This is a genomic window from Lutibacter sp., assembly GCF_033723435.1.
Lineage (GTDB): Bacteria > Bacteroidota > Bacteroidia > Flavobacteriales > Flavobacteriaceae > Lutibacter.
In genome coordinates this window covers 162597-187471 of sequence record NZ_JAWVXC010000002.1, presented here as the reverse complement: position 1 = coordinate 187471, position 24875 = coordinate 162597, and the positions used below count along the sequence as shown (strand labels likewise).

Genomic DNA, 24875 nt, shown 5'->3' with positions numbered 1-24875 from the left:
AACATGAATAAACATTTTATTACAGTAATACTTCTTATTTTAGGGCTTAACCAAGTAAGTTCACAAAATGCTGAGCAAATAGTTATTGGAACTAAACACCATCTTCACTCCAATATTTTAAATGAAGATAGAGAATTTTGGATTAGTCTTCCTGAATCTTACAATACCCAAGCGGCATCACATAAAAAATACCCATTACTTATTGTACTCGATGGAAATACACATTTCAGGGCTATAACTGGTATGGTAAACTATATGAGTTCTGGGTATAATATTAGAATTCCTGAAATGATTGTGGTTGGTATTCAGAATATTGATAGAAGACGAGATTTTACACCAGATAAAATAATTACCGTTAGAGAAAACAATACAGGTGGTGGTGAAAAATTTTTACGCTTTTTAGAAGAAGAACTCATTAAAGAACTAGATAAAAATTATAGAACAACATCCTACCAAATATTGTTCGGACATTCTTTAGGAGGTTTGTTGGCAACTCATGCATATATGAAAGAAAAGACACTTTTCAATGCTTTTATTGCGGTTGACCCAAGTTTTGGAACATGGGATTCAGAAACCATGGACAAAAAGTTAGATTCCCTGACTGAACAATCATTTGAACGATTCATTTACATAGCCACTGCCAATTGGGGCAAAAGGAACATCAGAAATCGTGATCGCCATGTACGATTGTATGAGTCATTGAATAGTAAATGCAAAGGTGAATTACCTGCAAAATTAGAATACTTTGAAAATGAAGACCATAGATCAGTTCCAATCATTGCTTTTCATAATGGTATCTCTACTATTTTTAATGGCTATGGAATTAACTATCGAAACATAGAAACTGCAGAACAACTTAAACAACACTACCAAACCCTTTCCCAACGACTATACTGGGATTTCAGTCCGCCTGAAGCTCTCGTGAACCGGATTGGTTACAGAATGCTTCAAAGTAGAAATGCAACTGATAGAACTAAGGCATTATCTTTTTTTCTTTTGAATACAGAAAACTTCCCCAATTCTTATAATGCCTTTGATAGTTTAGCGGAGGCTTATGAAGTACTTGGAGATAAAGCAAACGCTATTAATAATTATAAAAAATCCCTTAAACTTAATCCAAATAATAAAAATGCTTTAATGAAGATAGAAAGTTTAAACACAAATTAAATTTCAAAATAAATTATACTTAGGTGAACAAATTAACTCGTTTTTTATCCTGTATATTTTTACAAGAAACATATCTTTAAGTCTTTTAATTTCCTCATTAACATTATGCATCTTTACTTGCAATATGGTTTTACCAATAATTCTATTATGCTTTGTACTGTTAACATTAGCTTCATATTATAGATATTATCTTTATTATTTAAGAATATTATTAGGTACAATTATTCAAGAGGAATAGTGTGAAAAAAAATAGATAAAAGTACTTGCTCTAACAATGTATAAAATTTATGCTTAAATTTAAACAAAACAGTTTCTTTTACAATTTTGCCAGTTATCTGTAATAATTCAAAATTTAAGCCACTAACCAATAAAAAGAACACTATTGAGTAGCGATTTTTATAAAACATCCATTTTACCATTTGCAGGAATAATCATCAAATTATGTCGAGCCTATACCAACTCGCAAGAAGATTTTGAAGATTATTACCAAGAAGTATGTTTACAAATTTGGCGGAGTAAAGACAAATTTCGTGAAGAATCTCAATGGAGCACATGGGTGTATCGTATTTCATTAAATGTTTGCTTAACCCTACTTAAAAAAAAGAAAAATAACGTTCAACATTTTGTGTCCGATTCTATAACTTCTGAAGAAACCGAAGACAATTATGCATTTTCAAACGAATCTTTAAACCTTCTATATGATGCAATTCGAAAACTCTCAGAAATTGATAGAGCCATTATTATGCTTTATTTAGAAGAAAAAAACCAAAAGGAAATTGCTGAAATTATAGGAACAAACCCTAATAATATTGGAGTACGAGTTAAAAGAATTAAAAATAGATTAAAAAAAATATTAGATGGAAAAATCAATTGAAAATTTATGGAAAGAAGGCTTTTTAGAAAGTGATGCATTAGTTGCGCCAAAAATAAACAATCTATACAACCAAAAATCAATTCATATTATTGATAAATTTAAAAGAATGTTTAAAATTAATTTAATTGCAATTGTAGTATTCTCATTTCTTTTTTTAGTTATCTCATTTTTTATAGGCATACCAATTGCTGGTGTTATATTTTTTGTTACCCTATCGGTAATTGTTATTATTAATAAAAAATTATTAACTGATTTAGAGAAAATAGATTTTGGGGTAAGTAGTTATCAGTACTTAAAAGGTTTTACCCAATGGAAAAACAAACAGATAGCTATCAATAAAAAAATGTCAAAATTATTGTACCCAATTATATTTATATCCATGATTTTAGGATTTTGGTTTAAAGATGCTGAAGGCATTCTATTGGGTGAAAAACTTGTAAATGAAATTCGTATAAGTTTTCCTGATGCTTATATGGTATACGGAATTCCTTTAGCAGGAATAGTTATAGCATTATTAATTTTAGTTTTACTCGCATTTTTTGGTGGTCGAATTTACAACTGGGATGTAAACCTAATCTATGGAAGAGTTTTTAAAAAACTTGAAGAATTAATGACGGATATAGAAAGTTTAAGAAGTTAACTACGGTAAATAACATGTTTTATTTTAAATAGTTAAAAAAATAAATTTTAGATGTAATATTTTTTTATTTAAACCACTAACCAAAAAAACAGTAAAAATTATGACACTAAAAAATACAATCAACTTTTTTGAAAGTTTAAAAGTAGAAACAGTTAAAAAGTCGGAAATTAAAATTTATAATCAATTTATTGATATTCTTAAAAAATTAGAAAATAGAGAATTCAATACCAATGAAATTCAATCTATAGAAACGGAATTAGATAGTTTAAACTTAACGTCAAATCCTGAAAACAGAATAAAATATTTTAAGAAAACACTAAGTGATTTTAAAAAATATTTAAAAAACACTTTTTCCTTAACTCCCAAAGGGTATTACACAAGTTTATATGGAGGTTTAGGATTAATATTTGGTTTGCTTTTTGGAGTTACTGTTTTAACTAATCTAGAACGCTCGTTAGGTATTTCTCTAGGTTTAATTGGAGGAATGGTAATTGGAGCAATAATTGGTAGTAGCAAAGATACTCAAGCTAAAATTGCTGGAAAAATACTCTAATTAATACACCCAAGTAAACTTAATAAAATACTAAGTACAACAACACATTTAATAAAACATATAAATAACGGCTCTAATTTTAATTAGAACCGTTATTTTTTTATTAATTTAGGTGCTTGTAAAAATTTGCTAACCAATAAAATAACTTAAAACTAAGTTTATCCTGAAAGAAAAACCAATAAACCGTATGTTTTTAAAGGATATAACAAGTTACCCACAATAGTGCTAGAGGAAAATTCAACATTTAAAGAAAGCAAGATATATCATTGGAAAATTGTTTTTATTAGGTAAATGTTGAGCATTGATTTCTCCTTTTTTGGGAACTAAACGCAAGACAAATTTTAGGTTTAATAGAAACATAAAAGTTTAAAGAAAAATTAAGTTTTTAAGAGAAAGAATTCGTTAGCGTTCTGCCTCGTTCAAAATCCAAAAAAGGTGTAGTTTCATAAACCAGTGTACCAACCTAAATGCAAGAAAGGTTTATAGGTATTTATCAATTGATTTTCTTCATAGAAATGACATTGTATTTTTAAATAGTTTTAGGCGTGCATTCTGTCTCGGTTGGTAATAGGATCATCAATTAAGGTTTGAGTTGTCAGAAAGGTTTAGGCAGCCCTAAAGTGGCTAACATTGCGCATAAAAAATTGCTAATTTTATGATTAAAAGAAAAAAAGTAATACATTTAAAGTTGAAAAATAAGCTATGAAAATTTTGCATAAAAACTCGCAACTTTCTCATGCACTAAACCGTTAGCATTAATGTAAAAAACCTAAATCTTTGAATGAACAAAAAAGTATTTATATCATATAGTTGGGGAAATAAAGAACACCAAGATTGGATTGTTAATCTTGGAAAAAGATTAATGACCGATACTGTAGATGTAATTTTAGATAGATGGAGCTTGAAAGATGGACACGATATCCATAGTTTTATGGAGGAAATGGTAAAGTCTAAAGATGTTTTTCGAGTACTTATCGTATGTGATAAAAAGTACAAAGAAAAAGCTGATGACCGAGAAGGTGGTGTTGGAACTGAAACTCAAATTATAAGCCCAAATTTATACTCAAACGAAAAACAAGAAAAGTTTATACCAATCGTACTTGAAAGAGACGAAGATGGAAAACCATATTTGCCAATTTACTTGTCGAGTAGAAAATATATTGATTTTTCCCAAGAAGAGGATTTTGAAGATAGCTATGAAGAATTATTGAGGAACATTTTAGAAACACCGTCAATACCAAAACCAAAACTTGGAACTAAACCACCAACATACATAACAGAAAATATCGTTGACTTATCTGAGACTAATAGTAAGATACGAACTATTGAAAACCAGATTAAGAAACACAACGATTTTAATCAAAAGTATGCTTCCGATTTTTTGGATGCTTTCCAAGACAAATTATGGGAATTTAATCTTGTGAATTCGCCAAATGACTTAAAAGTTTTTGGTGAAACCTTAATAGAGACTTTAAAGAGTTATAAACCTTTAAGAGAAGACTTTATAAAATTCATTGGTTTATTGACAATGAATCAGACTGATTTTGCAAGTGATGTAATAATCGAATTCTTTGAAAACAAACCTTTGTATTTAAGACCACGAGATGAAAGAAATAGCTGGTCAGTTTCTGAATTTGATACATTCAAAATTATTTTTCAAGAACTCTTTATTTACACTATTGCAGTTGGAATAAAAAATAAGGATTACCTATTTGTATCCGAATTACTTCACTCTAAATATTTCGTCAAAGACCCTTACAAAAATAATCAAGAGCCAAGTAGCTTTCCATTTTTATATGATTATCATCAAAATCTGGAAAACTATATGAATCAAACATTCAATAAAGTTACAGGTTTTGGACACTATGTAATAACGAATTTATCTGACCAAATAAGTAAACAAACTTTGATATTTTCAGACACCTTATGCTATTGTGTTAGTTATTTAGAAACCGTAGATTATTATGACCGTTGGTTTCCAGCTACCTATCTGTATGGTGAACGAAACGTTGGATTTAATTTCTTTGATAAACTGTCTTCGAAAAAACACTTTGAGAAAGTAAAAGTCCTTTTTGATGTTCAAAACGAAACCGAATTAAAAGAAAAGCTCGAAAAAAATAAAGAAAATTCAGGTGATAGTATTAGATATGGCAATGGTGGTTTCAACAGAGTTCCATTTGTTTATCAACTAATTGACCCTGAAAAAATATCGATTTATAGATAATAAAACACTAATGCTAACAATGGCTATAAGTAATACGGGTTTCAGAAGTTTTTGTAACTGAGGCTCATTGTTGTAACTCCGACAATTTATCTTCGACGATTGACGGGAAAAAAGAAAATATGAATAAACGAATTGGCTCCGTGCGTAATTAAAAGTACAAAACTTTTAATTACGCACTACACATACACAAACCACTATACTACATAATTAAAAAACAATGAAACGTTTAATTTACATTCTTTTAGTTAGTCTAACTTTTTCTTGTACAACTAAAAAAAGCCAAAAACTATCCATTAAATTTAACCCAAATATTTCTACATATTCTATTGTAGAACGATTGGTTGCAAACAACCAAGGAAGACTATTTTATATAGATGGAAAAGCCAATTACAATTATATTCCAATGGTGGCTAAAGCTTTTAATAAATTCAAGAATAAGGATAATTCAAAAATTATTCAAAGTACATTACACTATTTATCAATTGTAGGCTACCAACAAGATTTAACCTACCAAGCATTAGTAAGAAGTAAAAAATTTCCAAGTAAAGGGTTTAAATATTCATTAGATAGCTTAAATATTGACAAAGAAAAAATTACAGCAGTAAAACAATACGTAAAAGATTTGCGAGAATTTTATATAAAAAATAACCTCGCTTCTTTTTTTAAAGAAAACGAAAAATTTATAAATGGAGGCATAAACGAATTCAAAAAAAACGTTCCAAAAAATTACGTAAAAAAAATGCAAGACTATTATGGCGAAACATTCGAAAAATTTATAGTTTATCCCGATCCTTTTAACACTGTTGGATTAAATGAGGGAGATACCGATTTTTTTCACGGAAACGGACAACGAATTGATACAAAAAATGGAACAGTTGCAACAATGATTACAAGCGCTTTTTTACCTATTAACATAAAAAAGCAACCTAATGAATATGGTTTTAATTACCCAAAAGATGTTCGTTTTATTATTACACACGAGTTTGGGCATTCCTTTGTTAATCACACGTTAAAAACCGTAAAAAAACAAATAAAGGCTACTGAAAAACTTTTCAATTCAGGACTTTCAGAAAAAATGCAAGGTCAAGGCTACGGTAGTTGGAATATTTGTTTAGATGAGCATTTAGTGAGATTAGGAGAAATTAGAATTGCCGAATGCAATGGAGAAAAAAAACGAGCCGAAGAATTAAGAAAAATGCATATCAACGAATTTCACTTTGTTTTAATTCCAATTTTAGAAAAGAAAATAGTAGAATATGAAAAAAATCGAGATAAATATCCAACCTATCAAAATTTTCTTCCAGAATTATTATCGTCTTTAAATAAGGTAAGTCCAAAGCAGGTAAGAGAACTTTTAGGGCTTTCTACAAAAACTTATCCTACTACCATAAACCTAAAAGTTCCTAATAAAAAAGATGAAGTTTTTATTGTAGGTAATCAATCTGTTTTAGGAAATTGGAATCCAAGTAAAATAAAAATGAACAAATCATCCAATTTTGAACGTTCAATTAAACTTAACTTATATAAAAACACAAAGTTTAAATTCACTAAAGGAAGTTGGGATAGCGAAGGTAATTTAGAGAAATTTAAAAATGGACAAAATATTGAATTGAAAATTGATAAGGACACTATTTATAACTTTAAAATAAGCTCGTGGAAAAAATAACTAAAATAATACTAACCACCTTCCATTTTAGAGCTAAGCTAATGCTTACCATATCCAAATTGGAATTCTTCAAACCTTAACCATAATTCAGTTGGTGTTTGTAATAAAAAACTAGGTTCGTTTAAAAATTTATAGAAATTAAAAAAGTGCACATTTAATAAAACATATAAATAACGGCTCTAATTTTAGTTAAAACCGTTGTTTTTTTATTAATTTAGTTGCTTATTAAAATTTGCTAACCAACCATAACAACTTAAAACTAAGTTTATCTTAAAATTTATAGTGCGAAGCAACTATTTTTTAGGTTATGAAGGTTGGTCACAAAAAAACTATGAAATATGAATGACTTTGGAATCTTAAATAATTTAATAGAAAACTTCTCAAAGGATGTAGCTTTAAATAATAAATTATCAATAGCATTACTTATTTTTATTTTTATTAATTTGATTACAACAATAATAAACATTATTTCACAGCATAGGTTAAAATTAAAAGATAAAAAAATAATCTCATTCAAAATCAAAGAAGAAAAAAGAATTAAATTATACGAAAATATATACAAACAATTAGACAAGCTATCTTTTTATGACGGTAAATCTAATAATAACTTATTTTTAGAATCAATACAGAACGTTGAAAAATATTTAAGTTGCAATAAATTATATTTTAATAATAAAGAGACAAAACTAATTTATGAAATAAGCGACTATTACAAAACCGTTTTATCTGATTTTAGAAAAAAAGATTATTTAATTGAAGAAAAATATTTTAAAAAATTATCTTCAAATTTTAATAAATAATGAGGTATATATTTCCAAAAATTTTAAAGCCAACTAATGTTCATCTATTACTTAATTCTTTAGAGACTGCTTTTAACCTTGAACAAAAACTTATTCCTAATATAAAAATTGATTTAGGTAAGGTAAAAAAAACGTCCTTATTGGGGATATTGTTGAATTACAAATTTGTAGAATATACTTATAAACATTATTGCTTCAAAAATCCTGAAATGATAGTAAATGATTATGTACAAGCTCAATGGGAAAGATATGGCTTTACTGATTTAATTCACCTTTTCATTGAAAATAAGGATCAAACAGAGAAAGGTTATAAAAAATTAAAAGTAAAAGTTGATGATCGTTTTATAATTGCTCCCCAAGCTTTATTAAGATCAAGAGATTATTCAGATAAATTTTTAAAAACAGAGTTTCTTCCAAAAATTGAAAATTATTATAAAAGCAATGAAAAAGTTGTCGCAATGATTTTTTTATGCCTCTCTGAAATTTTATTGAATTTTTGGGAGCATGCAATAGATGATTCAAACTCAATCCTTGTTGCTGAAGGTAATAAAAACAATATTGAAATAGCGTGTGCAGATACTGGTAATGGTATAATTTCTACATTAAATTCTGTTTTTTTTAATAAATCTTATGATAAACCAGTAATCCTAAGAAAAGCAGTTGAAAAAAATATAACTTCAAAAAAAATGACTAATCATATGGGATATGGTTTATGGATATTAAATCAAATAACTACAAAAACACATGGTAGATTTCATATTTATTCAGAAGGTGCATACTTTAAGAACGAATTTGGCAAAGAAATTGTAGATAATTGTGGCTATTGGAAAGGGACAATAATTTATTTATCCTTACCTTTAAACAAACCAATAACATTGAGTGATATAGAAAATCATGATAGTACAAAGTTTAATAATATTAAAATAAATTGGAAATAATGGAAAATATTAATCTAAATAAATACGGGCCGATAATAAGTAGAAAAGAGTCTGGAAATGAAATATTAGAGTTGATTAATAATTCATTAAGTAATAATACTCAAATTCAAATCGATTTAAATAAAATTAAATCAATGGCTACATTTTGTGCTAAACAGATTTTTGGAAATCTTTACCTAAAACTTGGTTCTGAAAAATTCTTTGAAAGAATTGAAATTTTAAATGCATCTGACGACCTGAAAACAATAATAAAAATAGGAATTCAAAATGCTGTTAATGAGCATAACAATGACTAACAATGTATATAAAAAACAGGGGGAATTAAAAACTATGAAAATAAAAGAGCTTAAAAAATATTTAGATTTACCCTATTTATTAATTATTCTAGGAATAATAGGAATTATCCGAGCCTTATACTTATTTAATTATTCCAATTTTTATGCAAACTCATTTAATAATTTCTTTTCTCCTATTATACTTATTTTAACCATGGTTTTTGTTCTAAAAGTTTTAAGAAAAAAACAATACAAATAAATTACTCGTAGCCTTTAAAACAAAAAAATAAACCCTACATTCGTACTCAGAAAAAAATTGCACATTTTCAATACTAAATTTAATAAAATCTGGTAAATACCTAATAAAAGTTAGGCACTACTTAGTATTTTAACCAACAACAACCTTAAGAAATACAAAAACATTCTTAAGGAACGCATGGGAAGCCTTAAGGAATAGAAAAGCAGTCTTAAGGAACGCATGGGAAGTCTTAAGGAATGGAAAAGTAGTCTTAAGGAACGCATGAGAAGCCTTAAGGAACACATGAGCGGTCTTAAGGAATGCATGGGAAGCCTTAAGGAACGCATGAGCAGTCAAAATAAATAGAAAAAGAATTATAAAATACTGGCGAGTAGTAATAAAACAAACGCAAAAAACAAAAAGTAACATTAAAAATTGCAAAAAAATGGCAACAAACAAAACGTTATCCGAGGCAGAAGCCTTAGAACAGTACCGAGTATCCTTTGAAAATGTAGCAAGTCAACCCGAAATAGCCACTATTATGGCTGAGTTTGGGTACGATGAAACCTTGCTAACCGAAGGTAAAACCCTATTAACAAAAGCGCGTCAAACTTACGATTTCAATAAAAAAGAAGACGATGAAACTTCAGAAGCGTATAACAATTTTATAACAACAAAAGAAAATTTAGCTAATACCTACACGCTTCACCGTAAAAAAGCAAAAGTAATTTTCCGAAAAGAGCCGGTTACCTTAAGTAAACTGTCAATTTCTGGAAGTTTACCTAAATCTTATATCAAGTGGTTAGAAGCAGTTAAGAAATTTTACGCAGTAGCTTTTGGCGATACCGAAATAGAAACCAAACTAGCAAAATTAAAGGTAACTCCTACAGAATTAGAAAGTACAATTGCGCTAATAGCAGAATTAGAAATAAACAGAGCCGAATATTTAAGAGAAAAAGGAGAGTCGCAAAACGCTACAAAAACAAAAGACAAAGCGTTTGGAGAATTAGACGACTGGATGAGCGAATTTTATACCGTAGGTAAAATTGCATTAGAAGATAATCCTCAATTATTAGAATCCTTAGGTAAATTTATACGAAGTTAATCTTCCAAAAAGTAAGCACATTGGCAAACTCGCACAAACTAAGCTTTGTTAACAGTTTGCCAAAGAGCTTACAGCCCACTGCAAACCCATTTTAGCACAAACTATAGCTAAAAAAAGCAGTACACAACAATAACTGCTATATCATATTATATAGAATGTTTCTAAAATTATTTTTTTTTAATTTTACCAAACAAAAAATTGCAAGTACCAAATCTCAACTTTATATATACTAAACAGTTAGTATCTATTGAAAAAGAAAACTATGAAAAAAACTATGCTAATTATTGGAATTATATTATTCTCACTTAATTCTAATTCACAAAACAAAACAGCAACACTTTATTTAACAAATGGCGATACAATTAAAGGCTTAGCCAAAATAACAGCGTTTGGAAAAATTAAATTTAGATATAATAAAAAAAGTAAAAAGAAAATTTATTTACCCAATCAATTAATAAAGTTCGATTTAAATGAACACGATTCTAAAAACACCTATGCATATAAATATATTCAAGGAAATCAACGTTCTACAAAACGAAAACTTATGATATTAATAACGGCGGGGAAAATTGATTTATACAGAATAACAACTACCACTACTAGCGCTCCTATGGCTGGATCATTTGGTGGAATGGGCGGAATGGTAATGAGTTTTACCATGGATAGTTATTATGTTTCTAGAGATGATAGTGATACAGTTACCAAATTAACAAGCAGAGGAACATTATTCGAAAAAAACTTTAAAAAAGCTGCCTCAGAATATTTTAAAGACTGTAAATCTCTGGTAAATAAAATTCAAAATAAAACTTACAAAAAAAGAGATATTGAGGAAATTGTAGAATACTACAACACACAATGTAATTAAACACTTAACAATAATTAATAATTGCCTTATGAAAAACACTAAAATTTTAATGATTATAATAGCTACAAGCTTAATGTATATGAGTTGTGGACCAACTTGCGATTCTGGATACACAAGCGTAAATATAAATGGACAGGATATTTGTATGCCCGATTATATTGCTGGTGAAGCTCAAAATTTCGATTTAGGAAATGAATTTTACCATCAAAAATTCGGTGTAATTATTTTTAACAATGGAAAATGGACAGATTTAGAACAAAATATTTTAACGGATTCAGATTTAAATGACTAAAATACTATAGCTGGCATTAGGTGTAAAAAATTGTAACAACTAACTTTATAAAAGTTAGTAATAAATACTACTAAAGGTTAAATAAAAGTTAACGTACACACAGCGTTTAAAAATTCGTTTATTTTTTAGTATATATCTTTACTAAAAAATATATCTAAATGATAACCGAAATTATTGAATTAAGACATAAACTTCATCAAAACCCTGAAGTTTCAAATAACGAATTCAAAACTTCAAAACGAATTGCAGATTTTATCAATCCCCTTGCGCCATCCAAAGTAATTCCTCTAAGTAAAACAGGACTTGCATTTGTTTTTAACGGTCAAAACCCCGGTAAAACAACTATGTTCCGCTCCGAATTAGATGCGTTACCAATTGCGGAGAAATCGGCACTCCCCTACGCTTCCATCCATAAAAATGTAGCGCACGTATGCGGACACGATGGACATATGGCTATTTTGGCTGGTTTAGCTCAAAAAATAGCAAAAAATCCACCCAAATATGGAAAAGTGGTTTTGCTTTATCAACCTGCTGAAGAAGTAGAACAAGGTGCAAAAGATGTAATGGAAGATCCCCGATTTAAAGAAATTGAACCTGATGGTATTTTTGCACTTCATAATATTCCGGGTATTAAAAAACACAGTATTGTGTTAAAAGGTGGCAGTTTTTCAGCAGCTTCTAAAGGAATGACCATTCAGCTTTTTGGTAAAACAGCACATGCCGCCGAACCTGAAAACGGTATCAGTCCGGCAAGTGCTATTTCTAAAATTATTAATCAACTTCATCAATTAAAAGAAAATAAAAGTCTGTTTAAAGATTTGGCATTACTAACCATCATTCATATTCAACTAGGGGAAATATCTTTTGGAACAACACCAGGTTATGCTGAAATAAGAGTTACCTTACGTTCTTTTGAAAATGAAGATATGGAAGTACTAACTTTACAAGCCGAGAAAATAATCAATGAAATTTCGAAAGCTGAAAATTTAGAATGCAAAATTTCTTATTCTGAAGAATTTCCTGCAAGCGTAAACAATGATGCATGTGTAAGCTATGTTAAACAAGCGGCAAAAGAAAACAATTTAGTAATTGAAAACATAAACAAACCTTTTAAATGGTCAGAAGATTTTGGATATTACGCACAAAAATATAACTCTTGTTTATTTGGTTTAGGTTCAGGAATAACACAACCTCCACTCCATAACCCAGATTTTAATTTCCCAGATGAAATAATTGAAACGGGGATAAAAACATTTTACAACATTTACCAAAAAATAAATTTAAACAATGACAGATAGTTCAGTAATAACTCTCGACGAAAACGCATTACAAAACAACGTGGCTTTTTTAAAAAAGAAAATGGGCAATAAGGTCATCTTATCAGCGGTGGTTAAAGCCAATGCTTATGGACATGGTATAGAACAAATTGTTCCTCTTTTTGAAAAACAGGGAATAAATCATTATTCGGTTTTTAGCTATAGCGAAGCCATCAGGGTTTATAATTCGCTTTCCAATCCCCAAACAATAATGATTATGGGTTGGATTTTCGATGAAAATATGGCCGATGTAATTGAAAAAGGAATTGAATTTTTTATTTTTAATATCGAACGTTTACAAATAGCGATTACTTGTGCTAAAAAGCTAAATAGTAAAGCAAATATTCATCTTGAAGCAGAAACAGGAATGAATCGTTCTGGTTTAAATATGGAGGAATTAAATAAGGCTATAGCTATTATTAAAGAAAATGAAGCCTATATAAACGTAGTTGGATTTTGTACGCACCTTGCAGGAGCAGAAAGCATCTCAAATCATCCAAGAATATTAAAACAATTAAAGAAATATCATAAAATGTTGAACTTTCTGGAAGCAAATGATATTAAACCTAAATGTAAACACGCGGCAAATTCAGCAGCCTCATTTATTTATCCAAAAGCACGGATGGATATGGTGCGAATAGGAATTATGCTTTACGGTTTTTGGTCTAGTACAGAAGTTTTTATTCAGTATATCAACAACAAAACCAATAAAACAGATCCATTAGAGCGAATTCTGAGTTGGGAAAGTCAAATTATGTCTGTCAAAGATGTTAAATGTGGTGAATTTATCAGCTATGGCATTTCTTATCAAGCACAAACTGATATTAAAACTGCACTTGTCCCAGTCGGATACGCATCAGGGTATAGTAGAGCATTAAGTAATAAAGGTAGAATACTTATACATGGCCAAAGTTGCCAGGTAATTGGAGTTGTAAATATGAATATGATTATTGTGGACATTTCAAATGTGCCAAATGCAAAAGTTGGAGACGAAGTAGTAATTATTGGAAAACAAAATGGTTTAGAAATTAAAGTAAGCGCCTTTAGCAATATAAGTGATGAGCTTAATTATGAAGTATTAACACATTTATCACGATCAATAAAACGAGCTGTTATTGAAAAAAGATAACTAACATTTTGAATAAACATTATACATAAAAAATTACTTTGAACATTTGAAAATCTATTTATTTTAAAATGGCAATCCCTGAAATCAAATTAAAAAAACTGACTTTATCAGATTTAACAGAATTAAAAGATATAAGTCAAAAAACATACTCTGATGCGTTTTCTTGGGGAAATAGTAAAGAAAATATGATGTTATATTTAAACTCAGCTTTAAGTATTAAACAACTAAAATCTGAAATAAATGAAAAACAATCGGTTTTTTATTTTGCAAAAATGAATGAGGTAACTGTTGGATATATAAAAATCAACTTTGGTTCGGCACAGACAGATTTAAAAGATGATGATGCTATGGAGCTAGAACGAATTTATGTTCTGGAAAAATTTCAAGATAAAAAAATTGGAAAAAAGTTGCTTAATTTCGTAATAGAAATAGCCAAAAAAAAAGGAAAGAAATATTTATGGCTGGGAGTTTGGGAGAAAAATGAAAAAGCTATTAATTTTTATAAAAGTCAAGGGTTTACAAAATTTAATTCTCACGCATTTAAAATGGGAAATGAAATTCAAACCGACTTACTAATGAAACTGGTATTACAGAAAAAACCATCTGCCAACAACTCATAAAATTTATGCTTACTTTTGATTTAATATAAAACGACAAAGATTCTAATAAACCGATTTGCTATGTTCGAAAAATCTTCGATTTTCCTAACACAAGAATCTTATACAAACTCATTGGGAAATATAAAAACTGACTAAAAAACAACAATGAAAATAAAAAAAATAATTCTCCCAACAATATTGCTTTTTTTAGGTTTAATTTATTATTTCAGTTTTGATTATGTTTATTCTTCAGCAACAAATAATCTATTAAATCAACAGATTGAAAATTCTAAAAATCAAGCTGAATTAGTTTCTAATTTACTGTCAGAAAAACTTAAAACTCGTTACACAAAGAGCGAAATCATAAATGAATTACAAAAAAGCATTGAAAATAGTTCTATTGAAAATAATTTCATTTGTATGTTTGACGATACTGGAAAAGAAATTTGCCACCCAAATGCACAACGAATAGGAAAAACTATTTCAGAAAAAAACTCAACTATTAAATCAATATCTAACCAAACTGTCGAAAAAAATTTCAAAAAAGCTATAACAGAAAAAAAACCAATTGGAGGTTTACGAGAAATGAAAAACTATACAGAAATAGTTTATTTGAGTCCTGTAAAAAATACTGAATGGATTGTAGCCTCTCATTCAAACACTATAAAATTTAAAGAAATTCTAGGTAATCTTAAAGAGAAACTATCATTAATATTCATACTTGTTTGGTTAAGTAGTTCTTTGTTAATATACTTTTTTCTACAATATATAAACTTAAACAGTTTAAAGAATATACGTGAAATAAATCGAAAAACTGGTGCTCAATATTTCAATGAATTAAAAACTCTTAATGAAACTATTTCTAATTCTTTAATCAGTAATGAGACTGAAAACAAAAGACTTTTAGCGGATAAAGGAACTCAGTTAGTACCCGTCTATATTGACAATATTGCATTTATTTATACACAAAATAAGATTTCTTATATTGTAGAACACAACAATGAAAAATCGTCGATAAATTTAACATTAGATGAGCTATTCAAAACATTTGATAAAAGTATATTTTATAGAGCTTCTAGGCAAGTAATCGTTTCCGCTAAAGCAATAGATAAGATAGAAAAATATGGCACTACACAACTTAAAATATTAACTAATCCTATCTCACCTATTGACATTATTATAAGTAAAAACAAACTTACAAACTTCAAAAAATGGATTGGCAAGAACTAATTACTGCAAATTTTGATAGTTAGTAAATACAAAACCATTCTCTTTTGCTAAATTATGACAAGCAACACAACTTGCTGTTCCTTCCTCCCAACTTTTATAAGTTCCATCCTTTTTTACAAATCTTGCATATCCCCAGTTTCCTGGGTTTTGAGAGAATTTTTTACTATTCTTAATCATATACTCAACTCTTTGTACTTCTTTTGCTTCCAGAGCTAGCCCAAAATTGGGCATTTTTTCAACACTCCAACCTATTTTAACAATTTTGCTTCCATCTGGAAAAGAACTACCTTCATTAAACGCTTTAAAAGCTTTTTCATTAGCAAGTATATAACGTAATTCATTTTTATCGTTTCGAAAATGAGTTCCTACTATTTTATAATTTTTATAATCTTCAATTTCCTTAAATTTAAGACCATTGTTTGGCATTGTTAAATCTGGAACTTTTGAAATAATTTGATAATTTGAATTGCTATTACAAGAAAGTAATACTGCAAAAATGGAGAATCCGAATACTATTTTTTTCACGATTGTATATATTTAAATTTGAAACAAATGAACCGTGAATCCTTTAATTACAGAAAGAAAAATTACTGAATGAACTAATTTGAATACTGAAGCTGATAAAATGATTACTTAAAAATTACATCTGCCAACAACTCATAAAATTTATGCTTATATTTGAACTAGTACAAACGATTTGCTACGTCCGAAAATCTCCAATTTTCCTGTCGCACAAATCTTATAAAAATCCGTTCTACTAAATTTGAAAAACTTACTCAAAATATTAAAATGACCAAACTAAAAATCCTTTCTATTTTGATGTTATTATTTTTTAGCATCACCGGTTGTGAAAAAACAGATCAACCAAAAAAAATAAACTTAGAAGAGCTAACCATTACTAAGATTCACAAGGCTTACAAAGATGGAACTTATAACAGTCAAGATTTAGTTGCGGCCTATATCAGCGCCATTAAAGAAAAAAATAAGGCTATCAATGCCATTACCATCATAAATCCGAAAGCTTTATCAATTGCCAAAGAACTTGACGCAGACTATCAAAAAACAAAAAAACTATTGCCACTTCAGGGCATACCAATCATCATAAAAGATAATATCAATACCGTTGGACTTCCAACAACTGCCGGATCATTGGCGCTTCACGATTTTATTCCCAAAGAAAACGCCTTTGTTATAAATAAATTAGTGGCAGCAGGCGCTATTATTATTGCCAAATCTAATATGGCAGAATGGGCCTTTTCTGCTATGCACACCAAAAGCTCTACAGCAGGAACCACCCATAATCCATATAATTTAGATTATGTTCCTGCGGGGTCTAGTGGCGGAACAGCTGCTGCTGTGGCTTCCAATCTTGCACTCGGTGGTTTGGGTACCGATACGGGCAATTCCATTCGCGGTCCATCTTCACATTGTGATTTAGTAGGATTCCGAACGACATTGGGATTGATTAGTAGAGAAGGCATTGTGCCATTATATTTAAGAAATGATGTGGTTGGTCCGATGTGCCGAACGGTTGAAGATGCCACTAAAATGATGCAAGTGATGGTTGGATACGATCCAAAGGATTCTATCACCAAACATGCAATAAACAAAACTCCTAAAAATTACACACAGTTTCTGATTAAAGATGGCTTAAAAGGTGCCAGAATTGGCGTGTTGAGAGAACTGAGTGATTACAAAACAGATCCAGATGTAAAAAGATTATTTGAAAAAGCCATTTCAGATTTAGATTCGCTTGGTGCTACAGTTGTTGATCCGGTTGTTATTCCTAATTTCGCCAACTTAAGAAAAAACCAATGGTGTGCCACTTTTAAAACTGATGTTGAATCTTTTTTAGCTACCTACGTTAAAAGAGATACGTTAAAAACAATACAAGATATTATTAGAATTGGTACCAAATCTGATTATGCTAGGAAAAATTTAGCAGAAGAAGCCAAGTTTTCTGGTCGTTGGGGAGAACCTAATATTGAATGTTCAGATGCCTACCACGATGCAAAACGAATTGCTTTTAGAACAGCTATAGAAGCCGTTATGGATTCTTTAAAATTAGATGCCATTGTATACCCTACTTGGAATAACAAACCGGCAAAGATTGCTTATTTTGAAAGGGATTACAAAGGCGATAATAACCAAATTATTGCACCTCATACAGGACAACCGGCCTTTACAGTTCCAATGGGTTTCAGCCCTGGGAATTTACCGGCGGGACTTCAATTTTTGGGACGCATGTATGCCGAGCCAACTTTAATTAAATTGGCTTATTCATACGAGCAGGGTACAAAACACAGAAAACCACCGGTATTTAATACAACGGATAAGGAGTAACTAATGACAATATTCTTTTAAAATAATGATTAGGGTTTGTGCAGATACTAAAACCGGAAAATTGTGGAAGAAATTTATGCTTAGATTAATAAAAAATTGACAAACAATAATTCTAACAAACTGATTTGCAACGTCCGAAAAATATCCGATTTTCCAAACTCACAAATCTTATAAAGATCCGTTGTGCTTCATTATGACCAACCAATAAACAATGATAAAATTATTTAGAAAAATTCGCCAAAATCTTGTAGCTGAAGGTAAAACTACAAACTATTTGAGATATGCTTTTGGAGAAATTGTGCTGGTAATGATTGGTATATTACTCGCGTTACAAGTAAGCAATTGGAATAACAATAGAAAAGACCGCATTAGCGAGCGTAAGATATTAGATAATATTCATAAAGACTTTATAAAAAATAAAGTGAATTTTGATTCTATGAAAGTCATAAACTATAGAAATCTAGCTGCTCTTGACAGTATGATTGCTTTGTTTCCTTTAAATAAGGATTCTCTAAAGATTAATGCGTATATTAAGTACGATAATCAGATAAAAGACATCACCTACAATGCATATTCCAGCACTGTAGAATCAGTAGTCAATTCAAATTCGCTTCAATTTATACAAGATGAAGAGCTACTGCAATACCTGGTATCTTGGAAAGAAGTTTTACTGGATTTTCAAGAAGAAGAAACGATATACTACAAAATGATGAACGACCATTTTTGGCCTTATTTTATTGAAGTTTCCGATTATACTGGAAAAGATACAGAAATGGGGCGAAAAGGGATGTCAACTGTAAAATTTCAAAATATGGTCATAAACCGAAGAAACTATTTTATAGCTATCACCAAGGCAATAGAAGAAGAACCAATAGAAAATCATATTAATCAAATTATTCGATTAACTGAACCAAATAGAAAGAAATAACGAAAGCACAATAATGGCTAAAGTTCTGCGTGGCTTTTTTGCTAATTCAAATGTTTAGTATTCTTTTAATCTGCTATGTTTCATCAGCGGAAAAGTCTCCGACATTTTCCACGCCGAAACCCTAGCCTAAACCGTTAAAATTACGATGACAAAAAAATGTTATGAGTGAACTTAAAAAATTCCTACACGATTTAGAGGATTTTGAATTAGCTTCCTTTTATCATTTTAGATTTAATTCATTTATGAAAAATTCTAAGGAGAAAATCTTGAATGAGTTAAAAAGCAGGAATATTAAAGAATATCAAATTGATAAATATTTACTAAAATTAAACGAGAAAATAGAGCTAGAAATTGAGGAAGGAAAAGTTTGTCCGAAATGTTATTCCGATAAATTCTATAATTCAACCGAAATTGAAAATATTACGATACAATTTGAAACAATAAGATATTCGGAAAATTATAAAACTTGTTTGATTTGCCTCCACAGTCAAGATAAAATTGAGAGTCAAAAAGAGAAAAATAGTATTTGGAATATTTTTTCGGTAATTAAACTACTAAAAAAAAGTTGATAAAACCTAGAATGATGAAAACTTTAACAACAGCTGGTATAGTTTATTGCTAGGCTGATTTACTAAAGGAAATCATCGCAATTTTACTATCTTTGTTGCAAACCCGTTATCTGCCAAATAACATACTGCCCAAGAAACAAATTCCAAATGAAAATAAATAAAATTACATTTTTCACTATTATCTTAATGATACTGACATCTTGCAATGAGAAAGAGACGGCATCAGAAATAATACAAAAGACAATAAATACAATTGATACTATTGAGACAATTTATTACAAGCAAGATATGGCGAGAACAAATCCTCAAAATATTAATGACACAATACTTCGATATCGTGAAATGTATTTTAAAAGACTGATTTCTGATTCAATAGTTGGAGTAAAAGGACACTGGTACATGTATGTAAACGATAAAGAAAATGTCGTTTACGAAGATATCTACGATGGCCATAGACTGATTCGAAAAAATAATCAAGATAGTATTGTTAGGATATATGATTTAGATAAATATCCTGACTTTAAAAGAAAGCATTTTTGGAGTCATAATACATTATACGGAATGCAATTTGAATTTAAGTACATGCTGAACCACTCTAGCTCCTACTCAATAAAAAGATTAAATGATACAATTGTTAGAAACGTGAACTGCTATCAAGTTTTAGTGATATTGAAGGACAAAATGACAATGCCCGGATTTGCAACCAAACTTGAAGACGATAAAGGAAGCATTTCGAAAACAACATACTTTATTGATAAGGAAACAAACTATCCGATAAAAATGAAAGGAGAATTTTATTCTACTGACAATCTTGAACAAAAGGTATTTATTGACCAAACTTATTATAATTTAGAGTTCAATATAGATTTAAATGAAAATGTGTGGTTTAATACAACAAATAGATCAATTGATGGATACGAAAAAATTGAAATGAAACCAGAATAAATTCGGCACATAAAATTTTGTATAAGTAATGGTAGGGAAAGTACTAAATATTGAGGTTTGTAGTCCGTTCAAATTGTACCGCGGTTTTATAGGAAATTGCCACACAATCTACCACTACTCATACAATTTACCCTTGTATGCAAACGGATGATAAAATTATTATAGAAAAATACTTGAGTTTATAAAAGATATTGAATAAATTTAAGAATTATAAAAATTGAAATTTTAAATATTATCACTATGAAAAATAAATTGAATATATTTTACTTAATCACTCTTTCATTATTCATTTATTCTTGCTCTAATTCAAATAATGACAGACCAATTGGACAATGGGATGACAATATAAAATTATCCATAAAAGATGTTACCTTTAAATCTACTTCGGATTCTATAATCATAACAACGGAAGGAGATTGGTGGTGGGTAATAGGAATTTCAATAAACAATGAAAATTTTGAAGATTTTGGAGGAATTGATGTTACATCTGATAACTACACAATTGAACAAAATGGAATATTAATTGAAAAACGTGATAAAAACACACTGTTTATTCAAGCCGATGAAAACCCATTGAATATTGAAAGGAAAATAATTGTTCAACTTGAGGCAGGCGATTATTTTGACAGAGTAATAATTACTCAAAATGCTGCGGAAACTGATTAAATAAATGATTTATATTAGAATAACGCCAGCATACAACAACTCATAAAATTTGTGCTTACTTTTAAACTAAATTACAAACCGACAAACATTCAACTAACGATTTGCTACGTCCGAAAAATCTCCGATTTTCCAGTCGCGCAAATCTTATAAAAATCCGTTGTACACAATTATGAATTCGAGATTCGTATTAATATTATTTCTAATTATTCCACTTTTTGGTATCGGACAGAATTTTGAGCTGAAAAAACCAAATGTTGCAGAACTGAATGCGGAATTAAAAAAAACGAATTATTCGCAAGACGTGACATACTTGTATCTAAATCGGAATTACAAAGTGGAATCTGAAAAATTGGATATTAAAAAATATGATTATCCTGATTACAATATTTGTGCATTTAAACAAAAATTTGAACACGGAATTGTTTACTCGGAAGAACAATGCAGAGAAGCGGGCGGAATAACAACTAAACTGACTTTACCTAAAACGGACAAAAAAAGTATTGTCCAATGGGTTGAGCTAATTTTTAAAAGTTCACCAATGGACATAGAACACGGATGGAATTCAGAGAAAACCAAATTTGGACCGACTGACGATGGCGCAGGATGCTACTTTGAAATTAAGGAAACTGAAAACAATACTGAAATTGATATGTATTGCGGATGTTAAAAATAACTGTTTACAACACTGGCTATAGTTCATTGCTTCTGACTTTCCTCTCGGAAAGTCCTCGCAAATTTGCTATCTTTGGTTTACGGCGGAAAATCCTCGCGGATTTTCACGCAACGAAACCATAGCCAAGACCGTTGGCAATAATAAGATGAAAAAGATAATAGTTTTACTTTTAGGAATAATTCTAATTAAGTGTTCTTCTACTATAGAGATACCTAAAACAGAAAAAATAAAAACTAAAAACCCTACGACTCCATATATTTATATAAATGGATTTAATAAAGTAGACATATTTCCAGTTTTATTAATTAATAATAATGATTCAATTTATATCAATGAACTCAGATTTAATGCCGTATATTCTTCTTTTTACACAAAAAAAGTAATGTTTGAAAAGTTTGGAATGTGGGATAAAAAAATCAGACCAAATAATGAAAGACATCCAATTCTTATATGGAAAGATAGAAAATTATTCGAAAATAAAAATGAATTATTTGATATTGCAACTAGTGGAATTGAAAAAGGAGGAATTATATATGCTTCGGTAATTGTTTTTGATTCAGACAATAAAGATTGCTTATCTGTTGATTCAAAAATAAAAGATTCAATTATAAACTATTTTTCGAATGGGATAAAAAATCTAACCAATGACAAAAAATTTTATAAGACCTATTGGAATATGATTAGACAGTATGATAGAGCAAATTAACTACTTACAACAACTCATAAAATTTATGCTTAAATTTGAACTAGTACAAACGACAAACATTCAACAAACGATTTTCTACAACCGAAAAATCTCCGATTTTCCAGTCGCACAAATCTTATATAATCCCGTTGGCAGTAATTTCTGACTTCATAAAAGAAATAGTTTTTTATAAGCAATAGCGATTTAATAAACCTCAGGCCGCTATTACTATCTACAGTTTCTAACTATGCCAATTCTTTGACCTGATAATTTCTAGGTGTAAATTTGAATGTCTTCATTAATCTAGGTCATTTATTGGTTTAAGATCTAGCTATGGTTAGATAACAAATTTCCTCTTTGTTAAGATGAGGAATCAATTCATCAAAAACTATTTCTGGTAAAGGATCTCTGCTCAATTTAGCAAGCACATCTGTTAAATTGAGAAATGCTATTTCTTTTTCGGTAAAAAAAGAAATTCATTTAAATTAGATATAAAAAAAACGGTTTAGGAAAGCTAAACCGTTAGTTTTACAAGGATTTTGTCTTAGTAGCGGGGACTGGACTCGAACCAGCGACCTTCGGGTTATGAGCCCGACGAGCTACCTACTGCTCTACCCCGCGATTTGGACTGCAAAGATACAATTTTTTTTAAAAAATCAAACCCTAATTAGCTTTAAAATATATTTAGTTTTACCTTTGCGATCTTAAATACTGAAAATGAAGCACAAAGCAGGTTTTGTAAATATTATAGGAAATCCAAATGTTGGAAAATCGACTCTAATGAATGCTTTTGTAGGTGAAAGACTATCTATTATTACCTCAAAAGCTCAAACTACTAGACATCGAATTTTAGGAATTGTAAACGGAGATGATTTCCAAATTTTATTTTCGGATACTCCTGGAATTATAAAGCCCGCTTATGAATTACAAAACTCTATGATGGGCTTTGTAAAATCAGCTTTTGAAGATGCTGATGTACTTATTTATATGGTTGAAATTGGTGAAAAAGAGTTGAAAGATGAAGCCTTTTTCAATAAAATTACCAATGCTAAAATTCCTGTTTTATTAGTAATTAATAAAATTGATACTTCAAACCAAGAACAGGTTGAAGAAAAAATACAATATTGGAAAGAAAAAGTACCAAATGCAGAAATATTTGTAGTTTCTGCACTTGAAAAATTTAATATTGAAAGTGTTTTTAATAGAATTGTAGAATTGCTTCCAGAATCTCCAGCGTTTTACCCAAAAGATCAGTTAACCGATAAACCTGAGCGATTTTTTATAAACGAAGCTATTCGCGAAAAAATATTATTGCACTATAAAAAGGAAATTCCTTATTCCGTTGAAGTAGAAACTGAAGAATTTATTGAAACAGATAAAATCATCAAAATCCGTTCAGTAATTATGGTAGAACGCGAAACTCAAAAAGGAATAATTATTGGTCATAAAGGCGCTGCTTTAAAACGTGTAGGAACTGAGGCTCGTAAAGATTTACAAAAGTTTTTTGGTAAAAAAATTCATTTAGAATTGTATGTTAAAGTAAATAAAAACTGGCGAAATGATAAACGACAACTACGTCGTTTTGGGTACAATGAATAATTTTTAGTACTTTTCTTCTAAAGTTTTCATCATAAAGTTAAATAACTCATCCATTTGGCGATGTCCTCTTTTTTTACCTAACCTTCCTAAAAAATACATAATAATCCATAAAATTGGTAGTAAATAAACCATCCATAAAGCAAACGAATTATTTGCTTTCAATGTCCATTGTACATAAGCCATAATTGAAAAGGCAATAAACGCAAATGCCATTACAAAATGAATAAACATAAATAAAGTCCAAACTTGAGGCTTTGGACCAAATAAACCTTTAACAATTGAACTCTCTTTAGTTCCTTCTACAATTTCAATATTAAGCTGTGGAGACCAAAAATGATCTTCATTTTTTGGAACATCAATTACAATATGCCCATCTGCAATTTTACTACAATATTTACAGTTTTTATGCCTAAGATTTTCTTTAAATTTTGTTATAATTTTTTGTTGACTTAAATTATAATCCATTTTAAACCTTGGCCGTAAATAAATATCTTTATTTTTTTCTGTATTCAATTATTGATTTTTTTAGCATAGTAATATACTATTTTTTAACTTA

At 29.3% G+C, this 24875-nt stretch carries 26 protein-coding genes and 1 tRNA gene; 24 read left to right on the top strand and 3 right to left on the bottom strand.

Features of this window, described 5'->3' with window-relative positions:
* The first annotated feature begins 3 nt into the window (after positions 1-3).
* From R3342_RS03745 to R3342_RS03670, 16 genes are all read left to right on the top strand, one after another.
* The gene (locus R3342_RS03745) at positions 4-1167 is read left to right on the top strand and encodes an alpha/beta hydrolase-fold protein (protein WP_318938335.1); all 1164 of its coding nucleotides are present in this window, start codon (positions 4-6) and stop codon (positions 1165-1167) included.
* 382 nt (positions 1168-1549) lie between these two features.
* Positions 1550-2041 carry a sigma-70 family RNA polymerase sigma factor gene (locus R3342_RS03740; protein ID WP_318938334.1) on the top strand — a complete coding sequence of 164 codons (492 nt, stop codon included), beginning with the start codon at positions 1550-1552 and terminating at the stop codon, positions 2039-2041.
* Complete coding sequence (locus R3342_RS03735; RefSeq protein ID WP_318938333.1) at positions 2025-2681, top strand: hypothetical protein; 657 nt, start codon at positions 2025-2027, stop codon at positions 2679-2681. The genes R3342_RS03740 and R3342_RS03735 overlap by 17 nt, the downstream gene beginning before the upstream one ends.
* A 100-nt stretch (positions 2682-2781) precedes the next feature.
* Entirely contained in the window at positions 2782-3234 is a 453-nt protein-coding gene (locus R3342_RS03730; protein ID WP_318938332.1) for a hypothetical protein, read from the top strand.
* Between the two features lie 781 nt (positions 3235-4015).
* Positions 4016-5458 (top strand): toll/interleukin-1 receptor domain-containing protein, encoded by a 1443-nt coding sequence (locus R3342_RS03725; protein WP_318938331.1) that lies wholly within the window; start codon positions 4016-4018, stop codon positions 5456-5458.
* 217 nt (positions 5459-5675) lie between these two features.
* Positions 5676-7124, top strand: a complete 1449-nt coding sequence (locus tag R3342_RS03720) for a DUF4932 domain-containing protein (RefSeq protein ID WP_318938330.1) — start codon at positions 5676-5678, stop codon at positions 7122-7124.
* A 338-nt stretch (positions 7125-7462) separates the two neighbouring features.
* Positions 7463-7924, top strand: coding sequence for a hypothetical protein (locus R3342_RS03715; RefSeq protein ID WP_318938329.1), 462 nt, complete (start codon positions 7463-7465; stop codon positions 7922-7924).
* Positions 7924-8862: a hypothetical protein gene (locus R3342_RS03710; RefSeq protein ID WP_318938328.1), complete on the top strand. Its 939-nt coding sequence runs from the start codon at positions 7924-7926 to the stop codon at positions 8860-8862. Before R3342_RS03715 ends, R3342_RS03710 begins: the two co-directional genes overlap by 1 nt.
* Positions 8862-9158 carry an STAS-like domain-containing protein gene (locus R3342_RS03705; protein ID WP_318938327.1) on the top strand — a complete coding sequence of 99 codons (297 nt, stop codon included), beginning with the start codon at positions 8862-8864 and terminating at the stop codon, positions 9156-9158. Before R3342_RS03710 ends, R3342_RS03705 begins: the two co-directional genes overlap by 1 nt.
* A gap of 662 nt (positions 9159-9820) precedes the next feature.
* Positions 9821-10480, top strand: coding sequence for a hypothetical protein (locus R3342_RS03700; RefSeq protein WP_318938326.1), 660 nt, complete (start codon positions 9821-9823; stop codon positions 10478-10480).
* A 262-nt stretch (positions 10481-10742) separates the two neighbouring features.
* The gene (locus tag R3342_RS03695) at positions 10743-11345 is read left to right on the top strand and encodes a hypothetical protein (protein WP_318938325.1); all 603 of its coding nucleotides are present in this window, start codon (positions 10743-10745) and stop codon (positions 11343-11345) included.
* 28 nt (positions 11346-11373) lie between these two features.
* Positions 11374-11637: a hypothetical protein gene (locus R3342_RS03690; protein ID WP_318938324.1), complete on the top strand. Its 264-nt coding sequence runs from the start codon at positions 11374-11376 to the stop codon at positions 11635-11637.
* 158 nt (positions 11638-11795) lie between these two features.
* Positions 11796-12935 (top strand): amidohydrolase, encoded by a 1140-nt coding sequence (locus R3342_RS03685; protein WP_318938323.1) that lies wholly within the window; start codon positions 11796-11798, stop codon positions 12933-12935.
* Complete coding sequence (alr, locus tag R3342_RS03680) at positions 12925-14082, top strand: alanine racemase (protein ID WP_318938322.1); 1158 nt, start codon at positions 12925-12927, stop codon at positions 14080-14082. Before R3342_RS03685 ends, alr begins: the two co-directional genes overlap by 11 nt.
* Before the next feature lie 68 nt (positions 14083-14150).
* The gene (locus tag R3342_RS03675; RefSeq protein ID WP_318938321.1) at positions 14151-14702 is read left to right on the top strand and encodes a GNAT family N-acetyltransferase; all 552 of its coding nucleotides are present in this window, start codon (positions 14151-14153) and stop codon (positions 14700-14702) included.
* A gap of 144 nt (positions 14703-14846) precedes the next feature.
* The gene (locus R3342_RS03670; protein ID WP_318938320.1) at positions 14847-15911 is read left to right on the top strand and encodes a LytTR family transcriptional regulator DNA-binding domain-containing protein; all 1065 of its coding nucleotides are present in this window, start codon (positions 14847-14849) and stop codon (positions 15909-15911) included.
* On the opposite strand, the gene R3342_RS03665 is transcribed toward R3342_RS03670, so the two are convergent.
* Complete coding sequence (locus tag R3342_RS03665) at positions 15912-16436, bottom strand: cytochrome P460 family protein (protein WP_318938319.1); 525 nt, start codon at positions 16434-16436, stop codon at positions 15912-15914.
* 264 nt (positions 16437-16700) lie between these two features.
* Here R3342_RS03665 and R3342_RS03660 point away from each other — a divergent pair, with 264 nt between their 5' ends.
* The 7 genes from R3342_RS03660 (at position 16701) to R3342_RS03630 (ending at position 22741) form a co-directional block, all read left to right on the top strand.
* Complete coding sequence (locus tag R3342_RS03660; protein WP_318938318.1) at positions 16701-18254, top strand: amidase; 1554 nt, start codon at positions 16701-16703, stop codon at positions 18252-18254.
* 436 nt (positions 18255-18690) lie between these two features.
* Positions 18691-19182, top strand: a complete 492-nt coding sequence (locus tag R3342_RS03655; RefSeq protein ID WP_318938317.1) for a hypothetical protein — start codon at positions 18691-18693, stop codon at positions 19180-19182.
* A gap of 161 nt (positions 19183-19343) precedes the next feature.
* Entirely contained in the window at positions 19344-19751 is a 408-nt protein-coding gene (locus tag R3342_RS03650) for a hypothetical protein (protein WP_318938316.1), read from the top strand.
* A 147-nt stretch (positions 19752-19898) separates the two neighbouring features.
* Complete coding sequence (locus R3342_RS03645) at positions 19899-20696, top strand: hypothetical protein (protein ID WP_318938315.1); 798 nt, start codon at positions 19899-19901, stop codon at positions 20694-20696.
* Between the two features lie 240 nt (positions 20697-20936).
* Positions 20937-21362 (top strand): hypothetical protein, encoded by a 426-nt coding sequence (locus R3342_RS03640; protein ID WP_318938314.1) that lies wholly within the window; start codon positions 20937-20939, stop codon positions 21360-21362.
* 169 nt (positions 21363-21531) lie between these two features.
* A complete protein-coding gene (locus R3342_RS03635; RefSeq protein ID WP_318938313.1) occupies positions 21532-22029 on the top strand; it encodes a hypothetical protein in 498 nt (165 codons plus the stop codon).
* A 151-nt stretch (positions 22030-22180) separates the two neighbouring features.
* A complete protein-coding gene (locus tag R3342_RS03630) occupies positions 22181-22741 on the top strand; it encodes a hypothetical protein (RefSeq protein ID WP_318938312.1) in 561 nt (186 codons plus the stop codon).
* A 527-nt stretch (positions 22742-23268) separates the two neighbouring features.
* Here the strand turns inward: R3342_RS03630 and R3342_RS03625 are convergent.
* A tRNA-Met gene (locus R3342_RS03625) sits at positions 23269-23341 on the bottom strand.
* Positions 23342-23437: 96 nt separating this feature from the next.
* Between R3342_RS03625 and era the strand changes: the two genes are divergently transcribed.
* Positions 23438-24319: a GTPase Era gene (era, locus tag R3342_RS03620; RefSeq protein WP_318938311.1), complete on the top strand. Its 882-nt coding sequence runs from the start codon at positions 23438-23440 to the stop codon at positions 24317-24319.
* A gap of 3 nt (positions 24320-24322) precedes the next feature.
* Here era and R3342_RS03615 read toward each other — a convergent pair whose 3' ends face one another.
* Complete coding sequence (locus R3342_RS03615) at positions 24323-24832, bottom strand: GTP-binding protein (protein ID WP_318938310.1); 510 nt, start codon at positions 24830-24832, stop codon at positions 24323-24325.
* Positions 24833-24875: the final 43 nt, after the last annotated feature.

Excerpts from the sequence above, each read along its gene's own strand:
- R3342_RS03745 (WP_318938335.1), top strand. The coding sequence starts at position 4 with ATGAATAAACATTTTATTACAGTAATACTTCTTATTTTAGGGCTTAAC.
- R3342_RS03735 (WP_318938333.1), top strand. The coding sequence starts at position 2,025 with ATGGAAAAATCAATTGAAAATTTATGGAAAGAAGGCTTTTTAGAAAGT.
- R3342_RS03730 (WP_318938332.1), top strand. The coding sequence starts at position 2,782 with ATGACACTAAAAAATACAATCAACTTTTTTGAAAGTTTAAAAGTAGAA.
- R3342_RS03725 (WP_318938331.1), top strand. The coding sequence starts at position 4,016 with ATGAACAAAAAAGTATTTATATCATATAGTTGGGGAAATAAAGAACAC.
- R3342_RS03720 (WP_318938330.1), top strand. The coding sequence starts at position 5,676 with ATGAAACGTTTAATTTACATTCTTTTAGTTAGTCTAACTTTTTCTTGT.
- R3342_RS03715 (WP_318938329.1), top strand. The coding sequence starts at position 7,463 with ATGAATGACTTTGGAATCTTAAATAATTTAATAGAAAACTTCTCAAAG.
- R3342_RS03710 (WP_318938328.1), top strand. The coding sequence starts at position 7,924 with ATGAGGTATATATTTCCAAAAATTTTAAAGCCAACTAATGTTCATCTA.
- R3342_RS03705 (WP_318938327.1), top strand. The coding sequence starts at position 8,862 with ATGGAAAATATTAATCTAAATAAATACGGGCCGATAATAAGTAGAAAA.
- R3342_RS03700 (WP_318938326.1), top strand. The coding sequence starts at position 9,821 with ATGGCAACAAACAAAACGTTATCCGAGGCAGAAGCCTTAGAACAGTAC.
- R3342_RS03695 (WP_318938325.1), top strand. The coding sequence starts at position 10,743 with ATGAAAAAAACTATGCTAATTATTGGAATTATATTATTCTCACTTAAT.
- R3342_RS03690 (WP_318938324.1), top strand. The coding sequence starts at position 11,374 with ATGAAAAACACTAAAATTTTAATGATTATAATAGCTACAAGCTTAATG.
- R3342_RS03685 (WP_318938323.1), top strand. The coding sequence starts at position 11,796 with ATGATAACCGAAATTATTGAATTAAGACATAAACTTCATCAAAACCCT.
- alr (WP_318938322.1), top strand. The coding sequence starts at position 12,925 with ATGACAGATAGTTCAGTAATAACTCTCGACGAAAACGCATTACAAAAC.
- R3342_RS03675 (WP_318938321.1), top strand. The coding sequence starts at position 14,151 with ATGGCAATCCCTGAAATCAAATTAAAAAAACTGACTTTATCAGATTTA.
- R3342_RS03670 (WP_318938320.1), top strand. The coding sequence starts at position 14,847 with ATGAAAATAAAAAAAATAATTCTCCCAACAATATTGCTTTTTTTAGGT.
- R3342_RS03660 (WP_318938318.1), top strand. The coding sequence starts at position 16,701 with ATGACCAAACTAAAAATCCTTTCTATTTTGATGTTATTATTTTTTAGC.
- R3342_RS03655 (WP_318938317.1), top strand. The coding sequence starts at position 18,691 with ATGAAAGTCATAAACTATAGAAATCTAGCTGCTCTTGACAGTATGATT.
- R3342_RS03650 (WP_318938316.1), top strand. The coding sequence starts at position 19,344 with ATGAGTGAACTTAAAAAATTCCTACACGATTTAGAGGATTTTGAATTA.
- R3342_RS03645 (WP_318938315.1), top strand. The coding sequence starts at position 19,899 with ATGAAAATAAATAAAATTACATTTTTCACTATTATCTTAATGATACTG.
- R3342_RS03640 (WP_318938314.1), top strand. The coding sequence starts at position 20,937 with ATGAAAAATAAATTGAATATATTTTACTTAATCACTCTTTCATTATTC.
- R3342_RS03635 (WP_318938313.1), top strand. The coding sequence starts at position 21,532 with ATGAATTCGAGATTCGTATTAATATTATTTCTAATTATTCCACTTTTT.
- R3342_RS03630 (WP_318938312.1), top strand. The coding sequence starts at position 22,181 with ATGAAAAAGATAATAGTTTTACTTTTAGGAATAATTCTAATTAAGTGT.
- era (WP_318938311.1), top strand. The coding sequence starts at position 23,438 with ATGAAGCACAAAGCAGGTTTTGTAAATATTATAGGAAATCCAAATGTT.